The 15,255-nt window shown below is 69.1% G+C and carries 13 protein-coding genes; 8 read left to right on the forward strand and 5 right to left on the reverse strand.

What is annotated here, in order from left to right; genetic code table 11:
• Positions 1-48 precede the first annotated feature (48 nt).
• Positions 49-1,476 (forward strand): DUF222 domain-containing protein, encoded by a 1,428-nt coding sequence (locus tag ACWICD_RS08375; protein WP_454139910.1) that lies wholly within the window; start codon positions 49-51, stop codon positions 1,474-1,476.
• Positions 1,477-1,505: 29 nt separating this feature from the next.
• On the opposite strand, the gene ACWICD_RS08380 is transcribed toward ACWICD_RS08375, so the two are convergent.
• Entirely contained in the window at positions 1,506-1,634 is a 129-nt protein-coding gene (locus ACWICD_RS08380) for a hypothetical protein (protein ID WP_376127666.1), read from the reverse strand.
• A 481-nt stretch (positions 1,635-2,115) separates the two neighbouring features.
• Between ACWICD_RS08380 and ACWICD_RS08385 the strand changes: the two genes are divergently transcribed.
• Complete coding sequence (locus tag ACWICD_RS08385) at positions 2,116-2,790, forward strand: hypothetical protein (protein ID WP_454139911.1); 675 nt, start codon at positions 2,116-2,118, stop codon at positions 2,788-2,790.
• Here the strand turns inward: ACWICD_RS08385 and ACWICD_RS08390 are convergent, their stop codons facing one another.
• The 3 genes from ACWICD_RS08390 to ACWICD_RS08400 all read right to left on the reverse strand — a co-directional run bounded on the left by ACWICD_RS08390 (position 2,791) and on the right by ACWICD_RS08400 (position 7,167).
• Positions 2,791-4,203 (reverse strand): rhamnulokinase, encoded by a 1,413-nt coding sequence (locus ACWICD_RS08390; protein ID WP_376127670.1) that lies wholly within the window; start codon positions 4,201-4,203, stop codon positions 2,791-2,793. It lies immediately after the preceding gene.
• Between the two features lie 91 nt (positions 4,204-4,294).
• Positions 4,295-6,331: a bifunctional aldolase/short-chain dehydrogenase gene (locus tag ACWICD_RS08395; RefSeq protein ID WP_376127672.1), complete on the reverse strand. Its 2,037-nt coding sequence runs from the start codon at positions 6,329-6,331 to the stop codon at positions 4,295-4,297.
• A gap of 74 nt (positions 6,332-6,405) precedes the next feature.
• Entirely contained in the window at positions 6,406-7,167 is a 762-nt protein-coding gene (locus ACWICD_RS08400; RefSeq protein ID WP_376127674.1) for a DeoR/GlpR family DNA-binding transcription regulator, read from the reverse strand.
• Positions 7,168-7,342: 175 nt separating this feature from the next.
• Between ACWICD_RS08400 and ACWICD_RS08405 the strand changes: the two genes are divergently transcribed.
• Genes ACWICD_RS08405 through ACWICD_RS08430 form a run of 6 tightly spaced genes read left to right on the forward strand, consistent with a single transcriptional unit; the run spans position 7,343 to position 14,193 of the window.
• Positions 7,343-8,599 carry a hypothetical protein gene (locus ACWICD_RS08405; protein ID WP_376127676.1) on the forward strand — a complete coding sequence of 419 codons (1,257 nt, stop codon included), beginning with the start codon at positions 7,343-7,345 and terminating at the stop codon, positions 8,597-8,599.
• Positions 8,600-9,649 (forward strand): aldose 1-epimerase family protein, encoded by a 1,050-nt coding sequence (locus ACWICD_RS08410; RefSeq protein WP_454139912.1) that lies wholly within the window; start codon positions 8,600-8,602, stop codon positions 9,647-9,649.
• Positions 9,646-11,139 (forward strand): sugar ABC transporter ATP-binding protein, encoded by a 1,494-nt coding sequence (locus ACWICD_RS08415; RefSeq protein WP_376127679.1) that lies wholly within the window; start codon positions 9,646-9,648, stop codon positions 11,137-11,139. The genes ACWICD_RS08410 and ACWICD_RS08415 overlap by 4 nt, the downstream gene beginning before the upstream one ends.
• Positions 11,136-12,149, forward strand: coding sequence for an ABC transporter permease (locus ACWICD_RS08420; RefSeq protein WP_376127681.1), 1,014 nt, complete (start codon positions 11,136-11,138; stop codon positions 12,147-12,149). The genes ACWICD_RS08415 and ACWICD_RS08420 overlap by 4 nt, the downstream gene beginning before the upstream one ends.
• Complete coding sequence (locus ACWICD_RS08425; RefSeq protein WP_376127683.1) at positions 12,146-13,210, forward strand: ABC transporter permease; 1,065 nt, start codon at positions 12,146-12,148, stop codon at positions 13,208-13,210. The genes ACWICD_RS08420 and ACWICD_RS08425 overlap by 4 nt, the downstream gene beginning before the upstream one ends.
• Positions 13,207-14,193 (forward strand): sugar ABC transporter substrate-binding protein, encoded by a 987-nt coding sequence (locus tag ACWICD_RS08430; protein WP_376127685.1) that lies wholly within the window; start codon positions 13,207-13,209, stop codon positions 14,191-14,193. Before ACWICD_RS08425 ends, ACWICD_RS08430 begins: the two co-directional genes overlap by 4 nt.
• A 57-nt stretch (positions 14,194-14,250) precedes the next feature.
• Here the strand turns inward: ACWICD_RS08430 and ACWICD_RS08435 are convergent, their stop codons facing one another.
• A complete protein-coding gene (locus tag ACWICD_RS08435) occupies positions 14,251-15,252 on the reverse strand; it encodes a LacI family DNA-binding transcriptional regulator (protein ID WP_376127687.1) in 1,002 nt (333 codons plus the stop codon).
• Between the last annotated feature and the right edge of the window lie 3 nt (positions 15,253-15,255).

Here is a 15,255-nt window from a genome sequence, read left to right on the forward strand (position 1 = left end):
TGTCATCTGGGGGTTTGGATGTCGGTGGCCCTGGTCAGAATGGGGGGTATGAGCACCCTTCCTGTCACTCTCGCCCGGTTGGGTGACGCCCTGGCCGGGGTGGTGCAGACCGTGTTCGACGAGGGCGTGTTGCGGGTCGCGAGTGATGACGAGGTGCTGGCGGTGCTCGCGGCGGCGGGGCGGTTGTTGCGGGGTGTGGAGGCGGTGCTGGTCGAGACGGTCGGGCAGGTGCGGGAACGCTCCGATGCGGTCCCGCATGCGGACCGGTTGACCACCCGGTTGGGGTGCCGGTCGGAGGGTGAGCTGGTGCAGCGGGCGACACGGGTGTCTCAGCGCACCGCGGCCGATATCGTCTCCGCAGCGCGGGCGATCGAGCAGCGCACCGCACCGAGTACGGGGGAGCTGCTCCCGGCGGAGCTGCCGGGCATGCGGGAGGTGCTCGTAGCGGGTGAGGTCGGTGTCGACGGGGTCGTCGCGGTGGCCGGACCGTTGCGGGGATGTATCGCGGGGCGGCAGGCGCTCCTGGCCGCGGATGCGGAGTTGGCTGCGGCCGCTCGCGGTGAGGGGGCGGATGCGGCCCCGCCGGCGTGTGCGGAAGATCTTCGCACGTATGCCACGGTGTGGGCGGTGTTCCTGGATCAAGACGGTACCGAACCCGGCCAGGCGCGGGCGATGCGCAAACGCGGGCTGACCCTCGGGGTCAGCCGTGACGGGCTCGTCCCGGTGCGGGGGAACCTGCTCCCCGAGGTGGCCGCGCAGTTGCAGCGCGGGTTCGATGCCCTGCTGAACCCGAAAGTGAACGGGGTGCCGGTCACCGGGCCACGGTTCGACGGCCACGACGAGGATGATCGTGACGAACCGTTGCCGGGCACCGCCGATGACCGCACCCGCACGCAGAAGCAGCACGACGCGTTGGCGATCATGCTGACCGCCGCCGCCGAATCCGCCGCCCTTCCCACCCTGGGTGGTGCCGCCCCCACGCTCGTGGTGTCCGTGCGGGAAAAGGACCTCGCCACCGGGCGGGGTGCCGCGTTCCTCAGCGGCCTGAACGACCCGGTATCCCTGTCCGTCGCCCGGCACATCGCGTGTTCCGGGGCGGTGCAGCGGGTCGTGCTCGGCGTCAACGACCGGATCGTGTCGATCCACACCCAGGAACGCGTGTTCAACCGCCGCCAACGCCGCGCGATCGGGCTCCGCGACGGGGGCTGCGTCATCCCCGGATGCCACGTCCCCTTCGAATGGTGCGAACTGCACCATGTCGTCGAGCACGCCCAGGGCGGGCCCACACACACCAGCAACGGGGTGCCCCTGTGCTGGTGGCACCACCGCACCCTCGACACCAGCGGATGGCACATCCGGATGAGACGCGGCGTCCCCGAAATCCGCGGACCCGCCTGGTGGGACCCCCACCTGAAATGGCGACCCGTCACATCCTCACCCACAAGACTCCTCGACAGGCTATCGACGAACAGCTGAACCGTGCCCGCTGGGCGGAACTGCGCCGATCAGGACCGGCGCGGCGCGCTCGATAACCCTCGATAACCCTCGGTGACGGTGACGGTGACGGTGACGGTGGCGGTGGCGGTGGCGGTGTCCTCGTGCTCGTGTTCGCCGTTGTCGGCATCCTCGTGCACGTCCTCAGCTTTCGTTCGCGTCTTCGTCGGCGTCCTTCTTTGGCCTTCCTCGGCCTCCGCGTGACCGTCCTCGTTTTCGTTCGCGTCTTCGCCGACGTCCTCGTCTTGGGTCTTCCCCGGCCTCTCGTGCGCGAGCTCGTCCGCATCCCGTCCCGTCCCGTCCCTGCCCCAGTCCTCGCCACATTCCGGTCCGGTGCGCGCGGGTCACGCTGCTCGACCCCGCTCTTCCAGGGGCGCCTCAGACAAATTCGTCACAGCGCTTCGGCGAGCGCAAGCGGCCGACTTCAGCGTTCGATCCCGCCTGCCACGCGCGTGAACCCGCGATCTCGGCACCCGTTTCTGTCTTTCCGTCGGCGTTGGGCGTTGACAGCGGGCGGCGACGGCCAATAGCTTTGCCTGACTCGGCTCCAGCTGCAGGAGACCGAGGGTGCTTCTGGGGATGCACCGAAGCAGCGCTTGTCGAACGCTCAAAGGAGAGACGATGTCGATGATTTCACGATGGCGCCGGACGATGATGGTGGGGGCGATCGGCGCCGCGAGCTGCGCGCTGCTGCTCGCCGGCACGGCCGCGGCGACGGCGGCTCCATCTCACGTGGTCGTGGCCCAGATCGCCGCGCAGGACCTCGTGAGCGTCGAGCTGACACCGCGGATCCTCGCGGGCAGCGTGTTCCTGTCGATCTCGGCCACGAATAACTCATCGGCGCCCGTCGACATCGCCATCTCGACCGTCTACGGCGGCCAGACCTTCACTGCTGTGGCACCCGGCCGGACCGTGGCGACGTCGGTCAACACGCGCCTGGCGACCATTCCGTCCGGGGTCGCCACGATCACCGCGACGAGTGGAACCACCACCGAGACGACGACCGTGCCGTACGGCGGCTACCCCATCGAGGTCGTGCCGCGCACGCTCGCCGGCCGCGTGCACCTGTCGGTGACGGCGACGAACCCGCTCGCCGTGCCCGCCGACGTCGTCGTCACGACGGCATACGGGGGCAAGACCTTCCGCGGCGTCGCGCCCGGCGCCTCCGTCTCGGTCAGCGTGAACTCGCGCCTCGCCGCGGTCCCGGCTGGGGAGGCCACCATGACGGCGACCGCCGTCGCCGGCGGCAACTCGATCACGCGGACAGCGCCCTACCCGGCGTATCCCGGGCAGTAGTCAGCGCGTCGGCTCGTACCGACGCGGCGCGTGCGTGCGCGCCACGAGGTCGCGCAGCGCCTCGAGCGAGCCCGAGACGAGCCCGACGGCACGCGCCTGCACGAGGACGTTGCCGAGCGCTGTCGCCTCGACGGGCCCCGCGAGCACCGGCAGACCCGCCCGATCGGCCGTGCGCTGGCACAGCAGTTCGTTGAGCGCGCCGCCCCCGACGATGTGGATCGTGCGCACGTCGACGCCGCCGATGCGACCCGCCTCACGCGACGCGTCGGCGAACGCCTGCGCGAGCGACTCGACGATCGACCGCGCGTACTCCGCGCGCGAGCGCGGAGGAGTGAGGCCGTGCTCGTCGAACCATGCGTCGATCCGCGCAGGCATGTCACCGGGCGGCATGAAGCGCGGATCGTTGACGTCGAAGACGGGCACGTTGCCCGAGACCTCTTCGGCCGCGTCGAGCAGCGACGGAAGATCGATGCGCTCGCCCGAGCGCTCCCACGTGCGCACCGTCTCGCTCAGAACCCACAGGCCCATGACGTTGTGCAGCAGACGCACGCGTCCGTCGACGCCACCCTCGTTCGTGAAGTTCGCCGCGAGCGCCTCTGTCGACAGCACGGGCCGTTCCACCTCGACGCCGACGAGGCCCCACGTGCCGCACGAGATGTAGGCCGCGGCATCCGCCTGCATCGGCACCGCGACGACGGCCGAGGCCGTGTCATGCGAGCCGACGGCGGTCACGGGCACGCCTTCGGGTGCCCCCACCGCCGCCGCGACGGCGGTCGTGAGCGCGCCGAGGTGCTCGCCGGGCGCGATGAGCGGGGGCAGGATGCCGCGCGGCACGCCGGCTGCCGCACGCAGCCGGTCGTCCCACCGCTGGTCGTGCAACAGCCCCGTCGTCGAGGCGTTCGTCAGTTCGGCGCGGGCGACGCCGGTGAGCCAGTACCCGATGAGATCGGGCACGAGCAGCGCCGTGTCGGCGAACTCGAGCACGTCCCGTGACTCGGCCGCGAACTGATAGAGCGTGTTGAACGGCAGGAACTGCAGGCCGTTGCGGGCGAAGAGATCGGCGTGCGGCATCCGCTCGTGAACCGTCGCCACACCGCGTCCGGTACGCCCGTCGCGGTAGTGGAACGGCTCGCCCAGCAGACGTCCGTCGCGCAGGAGCGCGTAGTCGACGGCCCAGGAGTCCACGCCGATGCTGCGGATGCCGGAATCCCGACGGAACGCCTCGCTCAGTCCGCCCAGGGCGCTGCCGTACAGACCGAGGATGTTCCAGTGCAGCCCGTCGGACGTCTGCACCGGGTCGTTCGGGAACCGTGCGACCTGGGTGAGCTCGAGCGTGTCGCTGCCGACACGACCGACCACGACCCGGCCGCTCGTCGCCCCGAGATCGACCGCCGCGACAGCGCCGGCGCTCACGAGGTCTCCCAACGGTCGCTGAGCTCGTCGAAGCGTCGTCCGTGATCGTTCGCCGACCCGTCGACGACCTCGTGCACCGGGACTCCGCTGCTCATCGCAGGAACGCCGCAGCGACGCCGGAGTCGACCGGGATGTGCAGGCCCGTCGTGCGTGAGAGCTCGGGACCGGTCAGGACGTACACGGCGTCGGCGACGTTGTCGGGCACGACCTCGCGCTTGAGGATCGTGCGGTTGGCGTAGAACTGGCCGAGGTCCTGCTCGTCGACGCCGTAGGTCGCGGCGCGGTTGGCGCCCCAGCCGCTGGCGAAGATGCCCGAGCCGCGCACGACGCCGTCGGGGTTGATCCCGTTGACGCGCACACCGTGCTCACCGAGCTCGACCGCGAGCAGGCGCACCTGGTGGGCCTGATCGGCCTTCGTCGCGGAGTAGGCGATGTTGTTGGGGCCGGCGAAGACGGAGTTCTTCGACGAGATGTAGATGACGTCGCCGCCCATGCCCTGGTCGATGAGCGCCTTCGCGGCGGCCTTCGAGACGAGGAACGAGCCCTTCGCCATGACGTCGTGCTGCAGGTCCCAGTCCTTCTCGGTGGTCTCCAGCAGCGGCTTCGACAGCGACAGGCCGGCATTGTTGACGACGAGGTCGATGCCGCCGAACGCCAGCACGGTCGCGTCGATCGCCGCCTGCACGCCGTCGGCGTCGGCGACGTTCGCCGCGACGCCGATCGCGACATCGGTGTTGCCGAGCTCGGCGGCCACGGCCTGCGCCTTCTCGAGGTCGAGGTCGGCGACGACGACGCACGCGCCCTCGGCGGCGAGGCGGGTGGCGATCGCCTTGCCGATTCCGGATGCCGCACCCGTGACGAACGCGATACGGCCCTGGTGCGTCTTGGGCTTGGGCAGGCGCTGCAGCTTGGCCTCTTCGAGAGCCCAGTACTCGATGCGGAACTTCTCGGCATCCGAGATGGGAGCGTACGTCGACAGCGACTCGGCGCCGCGCATGACGTTGATCGCGTTGACGTAGAACTCGCCCGCGACGCGCGCCGTCTGCTTGTTCGCGCCGTACGAGAACATGCCGACACCCGGCACGAGCACGATGAGCGGGTCCGCACCACGGATCGCGGGGGAGTCTGCCGACGCATGGGCGTCGTAGTAGGCCTGGTAGTCCTTGCGGTACTGCTCGTGCAGCTCCTTGAGGCGCGCGATGGAATCCTCGACCGACGCGTCCGCGGGAAGGTCGAGCAGCATGGGCTTGACCTTGGTGCGCAGGAAGTGGTCGGGGCAGCTCGTGCCCAGCTCGGCGAGCTCGGGGGCACGCGCCGACTCGAGGAAGTCGAGCACGACGTCGGAGTCGGTGAAGTGGCCGACCATCGGCTTGTCGGTTGAGGCGAGACCACGGATCGTGGGTGCCAGCGCGGCGGCCTTCGCGTGGCGCTCGGCCTCGGAGAGGGCCGCGAAGCCGGCCCGGGGTGCGCCGAAGGGGGCGTCCTTGCCGTGCTCGTCGATGTAGCGCTGCGCGGTCTCGATGATCCAGAGCGAGTTCTGCTCGGCTTCGTCCGACGTGTCGCCCCACGCCGTGATGCCGTGGCCGCCGAGGATCGTGCCGATCGCCTGCGGGTTCTTCGCCTTGATCTCGGCGATGTCCAGGCCCAGCTGGAAACCGGGGCGGCGCCACGGCACCCACACGACCTTGTCGCCGAAGATGGTCGCCGTGAGCTCCTCGCCGTCGGCGGCGGTCGCGATCGCGATGCCCGAGTCGGGATGCAGGTGGTCGACGTGCGCCGCATCGACGAGGCCGTGCATCGCCGTGTCGATCGAGGGGGCGGCACCGCCCTTGCCGTGCAGGCAGTAGTCGAACGCCGCGACCATCTCGTCCTCGCGGTCGACGCCGGGATACACGTCTACGAGCGACCGGAAACGGTCGAGCCGCAGCACCGCGAGGCCCTGCTCCTTCAGCGTGCCGAGGTCGCCGCCGGATCCCTTCACCCACAGCAGCTCGACCGGCTCACCCGTGACGGGATCGGTCGCGGTGCCCTTGGCCGACGTGTTGCCGCCCGCGTAGTTGGTGTTCTGGGGATCGGCGCCGAGACGGTTGCTGCGGGCGATCAGCTGAGCGGGGGTGGAATCGGTCATCACGGAACTCTCTGTACGTGGACGATGTTCGTTCGTGTGAAGTATCTCAAGAAATGATCACATGTGCAACGGTGTCAGCGCACGTCGACGACGTCGCGGTAGGCGCGCAGGCGCGCATCGGTCGGATCGAGCTCGGTCACGAGCAGGTCGATCTGCTCCCACTCGAAGCTGCGGGCGACGTCGCGCTCGCCGAGCTTGGAGGAATCCAGCAGGAGCACGATGCGCTCGGCGCTGCGGGCGAACTCCTGCTTCACTTGCGCCTCGGAGAGTGAGACGTCCATCGATCCGAGGTCGGACTGCACCCCGCTCGCACTCGTGAAGAGCGTCGAGTAGCTCATCGACGCCGCCGCGCGACACGCGAGCGGGCCGACGAAGCTGTCCGTCGAGGCCTCGGCCTCCCCGCCGGTGAGCAGGCTGTTCATGAAACCGGCGCGGCGCGCGGCGGAGAAGTTCTCCCACGAGTTGGTCACGACCGTCACGCCGTCGTCGCCCGAGAGGCTCGCGATCAGCGCGCCGACCGTCGTCGACGCATCCATCGCGATCGCGCCGCCGCGCGGAACGAGCCCAGCCGCCTTCCGCGCGATGACCGTCTTGGCGTCACGCTGCAGATTGCTTCGCACGCCGAAGCGCTGCGGTCCCGGAGTGGGAATCGCGCCGCCGCGCACGCGGCGCACGAGGCCTGCCGCCTCGAGCTCGAGCAGGTCGCGACGGACCGTCATCTGCGAGACCTCGAACGCGGATGCCGCATCGGCGAGACTGACCGACCCGTGCTCTTCGACGAGGCGCGCGAGGGCCTGTCGCCGGCGCTCGCTGTCCAGGGAACTCGTGGTCGACATGACGACGACATTGCTGCATCGGCCGCCCCTGCACAACTCGCGCAAGGCCGATTCGCGATCTTGTTGCGCTCTCGAGGACCCTTTGTTAGATTCACTGAATCACAAAAGGTTCATTGAACCCAAGTGAGCCGGATGGACATCGACGTCGAGATATGACGTCACGAAGGAGTGAGAAATGGCGAACGCCGGGCCCTACGAGAACGTCACGAGCACAGAAACCGCCATCGAGCGCGCGATGGATGCCTCGGGCGGCGTTCTGTCACTGGCCCCCGCTTGGGTGCCCCGCTCGTTCTGCACGCCGGGTCGCCGCATCCGCCTCCACCCCGACGACTACTTCCCGCTCGGCAAGGACCGCGGCGGAATCGACGAGCGTTGGCTCGCGAGCGCCATCCGCGCTGAGAACGGTCCGCGCACCGACCCGTTCGAGGGTCTCAGCCTCGTGCGCGACCCCGACGGCAACGTCATCCCGTTCGACGAGTTCATCGCGCACTTCCGTGGCGACGCGATTGGCGGGCTGTGGGATTCGCACGGCCTGTGGCCGATGTACTCCAAGTTCTTCGACAACGAGTTCCCGCTGCCCTTCCACATCCACCACCGCGACGAGCACGCGGCCCTCGTGGGCAAGCCCGGCAAGCCCGAGGCCTATTACTTCCCGACGCAGATGAACAACCACGGCGGTCAGTTCCCGTACACCTTCTTCGGCCTGCACCCCGAGGTCACGAAGGATCAGCTGCGCGAGAAGCTCGCCGGCTTCCTGCGCGGCGGCGACAACCGCATCACCGACCTGTCGAAGGCGTACCGCATCACCCCCGGCACGGGATGGGACGTGCCCGCCGGCATCCTGCACGCTCCCGCCAGCATGTGCACGTACGAGCCGCAGGCGGCGTGCGACGTCTTCGCCATGACCGAGTCCTGGTCCAACAACCGCGAGGTCGGCGACGAACTGCTCTGGAAGGACGTACCCGACGATCGCGTCGGCGACCTGGACTTCATCGTCGAGCTCGTCGACTGGGAGCGCAACGTCGACCCGGAGTTCTGGAGCCACCGTTTCACTCCGCCCGTCGAGACCGTCGCGAGCGTCCGCGCCGCGACGCCCGACTACGTCGAGAAGTGGATCACGTATCGCTCGCCCGCGTTCAGCGCGAAGGAGCTGACGGTCCGCCCCGGTGGCGCCGTGACGGTCGGTGAGACCGACGCGTACGGCCTCGTGGCCGTCGGCGGCCGCGGCACGATCAACGGCCAGCCCCTCGCCGCGATCAGCTCGATCCGGTACGGCCAGTTCTCATCCGACGAGTTCTTCGTGACGGCATCCGCGGCCTCGGCCGGTGTCACAGTCGTCAACGAATCTTCGACCGAGGATCTCGTCATCCTCAAGCACTTCGGTCCCGGCAGCGCCCAGCTGAGCGCCGAGCGCGGGGAACTGGGACTGTAGATGACCGGCACGGCAGAGCTGTTCGGCGTCGACCTCGGCGAGGCGCGACGGCGGATCGGCTCACTCGCTCAGATCGCTCGGATCGACGAGTTCACCGAGACGCAGGGTCCGGCGCGCGGCGCTCGCCGCATCCGCGTCGACACCGGCGGCGGACTGTCCTTCGAGGTGCATCCTGACCGGGCGATGGACCTCGGCCAGGTCACCTTCCGAGGGACTCCGCTGAGTTGGATGTCGCCGGTCGGCATCGGCGCGCCCGCCCACACCCACGACGTGGGCATGGACTGGCTCCGCGCGTTCGGCGGCGGCCTGCTGACGACGTGCGGCCTGGACTCGTTCGGGCCGCCGACGAGCGAGGACGGCGTGGACTACCCCATGCACGGCCGGATCAGCTCGACACCGGCGACCCTCACGCGTGCGCAGGTCCTCGACGACGGGATCGTCATCGAGGGAGAGGTGCGGCAGGCCTCGGTGTTCGGGGAGAACCTCGTCCTCCGCCGCCGCATCCAAGCGCACCTGGGGGGCTCCGTCATCCGGATCGACGACACCGTGACGAACGAGGACTCGCGTCCGGCCGGTCACATGGTGCTCTACCATTGCAATCTTGGCTGGCCGCTGCTTTCGGAGGATGCCGTGCTGCGGATCCCGTCCGCAGCCGTCACCCCGCGAGACGCGACCGCAGAAGCCGGAGTCGCGAGCTGGCACGAGCTCTCAGCGCCCACGCGGGGCTATGCCGAGCAGGTGTTCCGCCACGACTTCCGCGATCAGGGTTTCGCCGAGGTCTCGGTGGACAACCCGGAACGCGACGTGCGTCTGGCGATCAGGTTCGACACGAAGACGCTGCCGGGCCTTCACCAGTGGAAGATGCTCGGCGAAGGTCACTACGTGCTCGGGCTCGAACCCGTGAACGTCGATTGGAGCAGGGGCCGCGCCACGGCCCGCAGCGAAGGCGTCCTGCCCGAGCTGCAGCCGGGCGAGTCGGTGTCGTACGCCATCGAGATCGACGCCGGACCCAGCCGCGCGCGCGGCGCGAAGAGGAAGGAGTCGGCATGAGTGTGCCCGCACTGGAGATGCGGGGGATCTCGAAGTCGTTCCCCGGCGTCAAGGCGCTGTCCGATGTCGATCTCGTCGTCGAACCCGGCGAAGTCCACGCGATCGTCGGTGAGAACGGCGCAGGAAAATCCACCCTGATGAAGATCCTCGCCGGGGTCTACCAGCCCGACGCCGGCTCGGTCGCCCTGTCGGGCGAACGCGTGCGGATCTCCGGTCAGCTGGATGCCCGGCGACGCGGCATCGGCATGGTCTACCAAGAACTCAATCTGGTGCCCGACCTGTCCGTGGCCGAGAACATCGCCCTGGGGGCCACGCCGTCGAGATTCGGCATCGTGCGTCGTCGCGCGCTGCTCGAGTCCGCCCGTGCCGTGCTCGACGCGCTCGATGCGCGGATCGACCCGCGGGCTCGTCTCGGGTCGTTGACGGTGAGTCAGCAGCAGCTGGTCGAGATCGCCAAGGCGTACGCCGCTCGCCCTCAGATCATGGTGCTCGACGAACCGACGTCGTCGCTGAGCGAGCACGAGGCGCAGGCGCTCTTCCGTGTCATCCGCACGATGCGTGCCGATGGCATCGCCATCATCTACATCAGCCACCGCCTGCGCGAAGTGCTGGACTTGGCAGACCAGGTCACGGTGCTGCGCGACGGCCGTCAGATCGAGACGCGGCCCGCGTCGGGGCTGACCGCCACCGAGATGATCACCCTCATGGTCGGGCGCGACCTGACCGATGTCTTCCCCAAGCGCGACGTGCCGATCGGAGACGTCGTGCTCGAGCTCGAGGGACTCAGCCGCTCGGGCGCCTTCGAAGACGTCTCGCTCACGGTCCGCGCGGGCGAGATCGTCGGTCTCGCGGGCCTCGTCGGCGCCGGTCGGACCGAGGTCGCCCGCGCCGTCTTCGGCCTGGACACCGCCGACGCCGGCACGGTCCGTGTCAACGGCTCCGACGCGCGCGTCCGCAGTCCGCGCAAAGCGGTCAACGCCGGCATCGCCTACGTGCCCGAGGATCGCAAGCGCGACGGCATCATCCCCGAGGCATCCATCAAGGACAACATCGCGCTGCCCGTGCTTGCCAAGGTGAGCTCGGCCAGCTGGATCTCGTCGCGGCGCGAGCGCGCCCTCGCGCGGAAAGAGGTCGACGCCCTGGGGGTCTCCCCGCCGGTCATCGAGCGCGCCGTGAGCACCCTCAGCGGCGGCAACCAGCAGAAGGTCGTCATCGCGAAGTGGCTCGCGACGCAGCCCGACGTGCTGCTGCTGGACGAACCGACGCGCGGAGTCGACGTCGGTGCCAAGGCCGACATCCACACGATCATCGGCGAGCTCGCCGCCCAGGGCGTGGCCATCCTGCTCATCTCGTCGGAGCTTCCCGAGGTGCTCGCCGTCAGCGATCGCATCTACGTCCTGCACGAAGGCCGCGTATCGGCGGAGTTCGACCGCGCCGACGCCGACGAGCGATCTGTCATGCACGCCGCGACCGGAGAGGTAACGCAATGACCTCATCGAACGCGCCCACGCGGGCGCAGACCGAAACGACCCGATCGGGCGACCGCCTGACGAAGGGCAGCGCGCTCTCGCGCATCGGTCCCTGGATCGGCATGCCCGTCGGCATCGTGCTGCTGCTCATCGTGGGGTCGGTGCTGTCGGACCGGTTCCTGAGCATCGGCAACCTGACCAACGTCCTCATCAACATCTCGATCCTCGGCGTCATCGTCGTCGGGATGACCTTCGTCTTCATCACGCGAGGCCTCGCCGACCTCTCGGTGCCGGCCACCGTCGCCGTCGGAGCGATCCTCGTGCTCGGCCTGCAGCCGATCATGGGCACGATCCCGGCAGCTCTCGTCGCGATCCTCGCCGCCCTCGCCGCCGGAGTCGTCAACGGCCTCCTGATCGGCTACGCCGGCATCAACCCGGTCATCACGACGCTCGCCGTCGGCACGATCGTGCTCGGCATCGCGCAGTGGAGCGTCGGCGGCGTCATCGTCTACGGCAGCGACCCCGAAGCGCAGGCCTTCCTCAACGGGCGCATCTTCGGGATCCCCGTCATCGTGCTGGTGTTCCTCGTGGTCGCGATCATCGGGCACCTCGTGCTCTCGCGCACCGTGCTGGGGCGCTGGGTGTACGCGGCCGGTGGAAACCCGGATGCCACGCGGGCGAGTGCCGTGCCGCTCTTCTTCACTCGGGGCGCTGCCTTCGTGCTGACGGCGGGGCTCGCGGGCATGGCCGGCGTGCTGCTCGGAGTGACGCTGCAGACCGCACGCCCCGGCATCGGGATCGGCTACGAGTTCGACGCGATCACGGCCGTCGTCGTGGGCGGTGTCAGCCTCCTGGGCGGATCCGGCAGCATCCCGCGCGCGATCGGCGGACTGCTCTTCGTCGCGCTGCTCAACAACATCCTCGTGCTGCAGGGCGTGCCCACCGCAGTGCAGGGCATCGCCAAGGGCGCGCTCATCGTGGCCGCCGTCTCGCTCGATGTGTACCTCCGTCGGAAGGGAGGCCGATCATGATCCGCACCTCGTCGAATCGGATCACCGACAGTGTCGTGTTCCTGAGCCTCGTGCGCTACCGCGTCATCGTCATCCTCGTCGCGACCCTCGTGCTGTCGGCTTCGTTCGTGCCGGGGTTCTTCGAAGGGCGCACGCTCAGCCTCGGCGTCGATCGCGTCGCCACGATGGGGCTGCTCGCGATCGGTCTGACCGTCGTGCTGATCGCCGGCCAACTCGACCTCTCGGGCGGTGCGATCCTCGCACTGTCGGGTATCGCGGCCATCGGATTGCAGCCTGCACTCGGCCAGATCCCGGCGGCTCTCGTGGGCATCGCGGTCGCCATGGCGGCAGGAGCCATCAACGGCGTCCTCGTGGTCGTGCTCAAGATCAACTCGCTCGTGGCGACCCTCGCGACGATGGTGTTCTTCCGCGCCGTGTGCCACCTCATCACCGATTCCCGGCCCGTCAGCGGCACGGACCCGTTCTTCGGCATTCCGCTCACCCAGCCGGTCGCGGGGACGGTGTCCGTGCGTGTGCTGCTGTTCCTCGCGCTCATCCTCCTGCTGCACTTCTGGCTGACGCGCAGCGTCGGCGGACGCAACCTGTTCGCCGTCGGCAGCAACGCCGCCAGCGCGACGGCGAGCGGCGTGCGCTCCAATGCCTACCTGTTCGGCGCGTTCGTCTTCAGCGGCACGATGGCCGGCGTCGCGGGCGTCACGTTCAGCATCGCCTCGAACACCGGCTCACCCGTCTTCGGCGACACGATCGTGCTGACCGCGATCGCGGCCGTCGTGATCGGTGGCACGCGGCTCGAGGGCGGCGTCGGCTCGGCGCTGGGAACCCTGGGCGGTCTGCTGACCCTCGCGGCTCTGACGACGGCGATGGAGTACCAGAGCGTACCCGCCTACGTGCAGGACATCGTGACCGGCTGCATCCTGCTGCTTCTGATCCTGCTCGACCGCTTCACCTTCGCGAAGCAGGGTGTCGACCTCTCCCTGTCGGCACTCGCGCGACGCCTCCGACGACGGGGGCCGGGCGCACAGAAAGACACCACACAAGAGATCGAAAGGACGATCGCATGAAGAAGAAGTTCCTGTTCGGCGGAGCCGTGCTGTCAGCGGCGATGCTGCTCGCCGGATGCGCCGGCGCGGCAGACACCGACTCCGGCTCGACCGATGGCGAGGCCGCAGGCTCCGGCAAGGAGATCTGCTACATCACGGCAGCCGAGTCGCACGCCTACGCCACGCCCGCCAACGAGGCGTTCCTCGCCGCCGCCGATGAGGCAGGCGCCAAGGTCACGATGCTCAGCCAGGACTTCGACGTCCAGACCGGCACCGAGCAGCTCTCGACGTGCATCGGGCGCAACCCCGACGGCATCGTGCTGTGGCCGCTCGACCCGCAGGCCTACATCCCGGGCCTCATCCAGGCGCAGTCGGCACAGATCCCGGTCGTGCTGATCAACTCCCCGATGGATGACGAGGCGCTCAAGCTCGTCGCGAGCTTCACCGGCCCCGACGTCTACGAAGAGGGCGTGCTGTCGGCCGACGCGATGAACGACGCGCTCGGCGGCGAAGGAAACGTCGTCATCATCGCCGGTCAGGCCGGCAACGGCACGAGCATCGGTCGCAGCGACGGCTTCACCGAGCGTCTCGACGAGCTCGGATCGGGCATCGAGATCCTGCAGTCGGTGAACGCCGACTTCGACCAGCAGAAGGCGCTCGTGGCCAGCCGCGACCTCATCACGCGCTTCGGCGACGACATGGACGGCGTCTACGCGAGCGACGACACGATGGCCCGCGGCTTCATCGACGCGTGGACCGAGTCGGGCCGTGACCTTGCCGAGATCCCCGTGATCGTCGGCATCAACGGCCAGGCGGACGCGTTCGCGTCCATCAAGGCCGGTCACTTCTACGCGACGATCCTGCAGTCGCCGGTGGAAGACGGTGCGCTGGCCCTCGAGACGATCCTCAAGGTCGCCGACGGCGAGACGGTCGACGCACGTCTGCCGATCCCGCTGACGGTCGTCACGATCGACAACGTGGACGACATCGAGCCCGCGTTCTAAATCGGGTAGACGAAGGGGCGGATGCGCGCGTGAGCGGCATCCGCCCCTTCGCCGTCCTCACGTCGATTCGCGCACGACCAGCTCGGGCTCGAGAACGACGTGGTTGGTTCGGGGGCTTCGCTGCGGGCTGTCGATGAGGTGCATGATCATCTCGACGGCCGTGCGACCCAGCTGCGCGCGCGGCTGCGCGACGGTCGTCAGGGGAACGGCGCCCACTTCGGACCACACGACGTTGTCGTAGCCGACGATCGCGAGATCCTCGGGCACCCGCAGCCCGCCGTGCGTCACCCGCTGGAGCAGGCCCAGGGCCACCACGTCGTTGGCGCAGAGGACCGCCGTGGGACGCTTGTCGGGTTGCCGTGCCAGCAGCGCCTCGCCGGCCGCGCGTCCTTCCTCGACCGTCCAGGACTCGGTCGAGATGAGTTCGAGCGTGATGTCGCCGGCCGTCCGGTCGATGACCTCGCGCGCGCCCTCGTAGCGCATCCGCACCTTCGGCGACCGATGCGGATGCCCGAGATAGGCGATGCGCCGGTGTCCACGGTCGATGAGATGCTGGGCCCCCGCGCGTCCGCCGTGTCCGTCGTCGACGACGACCGACCAACAGTCGCGATCGTCGCCGACCCGGTCGACGAAGACCATGGGCACGCCGCGATCGCGCAGCATCTCCAGGCGGGAGCTGTTCTCGTCGACGGGGGAGATGATGATGCCCTGCACGCGCTGCTGCACGAGCAGGTCGAGATTCTGCGACTCCCGCACGGCGTCGTAGGCGCTGTTGCACAGCACGACGCCGAGTCCGAGTTCGCGGCTGAGCTGCTCGGCGCCGAGCGCGACGTCGACGAAGAACGGGTTGTCGAGGTTGGCCACGGCGATGCCGATCGTGCGCGTGCGGCCGGCGCGGAACTGCCGCGAGCTCTGGTCCGGCACGAAGTCGAGCTCGTCGATCGCCCGGATGACCTTCTCGCGCGTCTCTGCGCGCACGTACGACGGTCGATTCAGGACGTTGCTGACCGTCCCCGCGGAAACTCCGGCAAGCCGCGCGACATCGCGGATCGTAGCCATCAG

This window comes from Microbacterium sp. NPDC055357 (assembly GCF_053644835.1).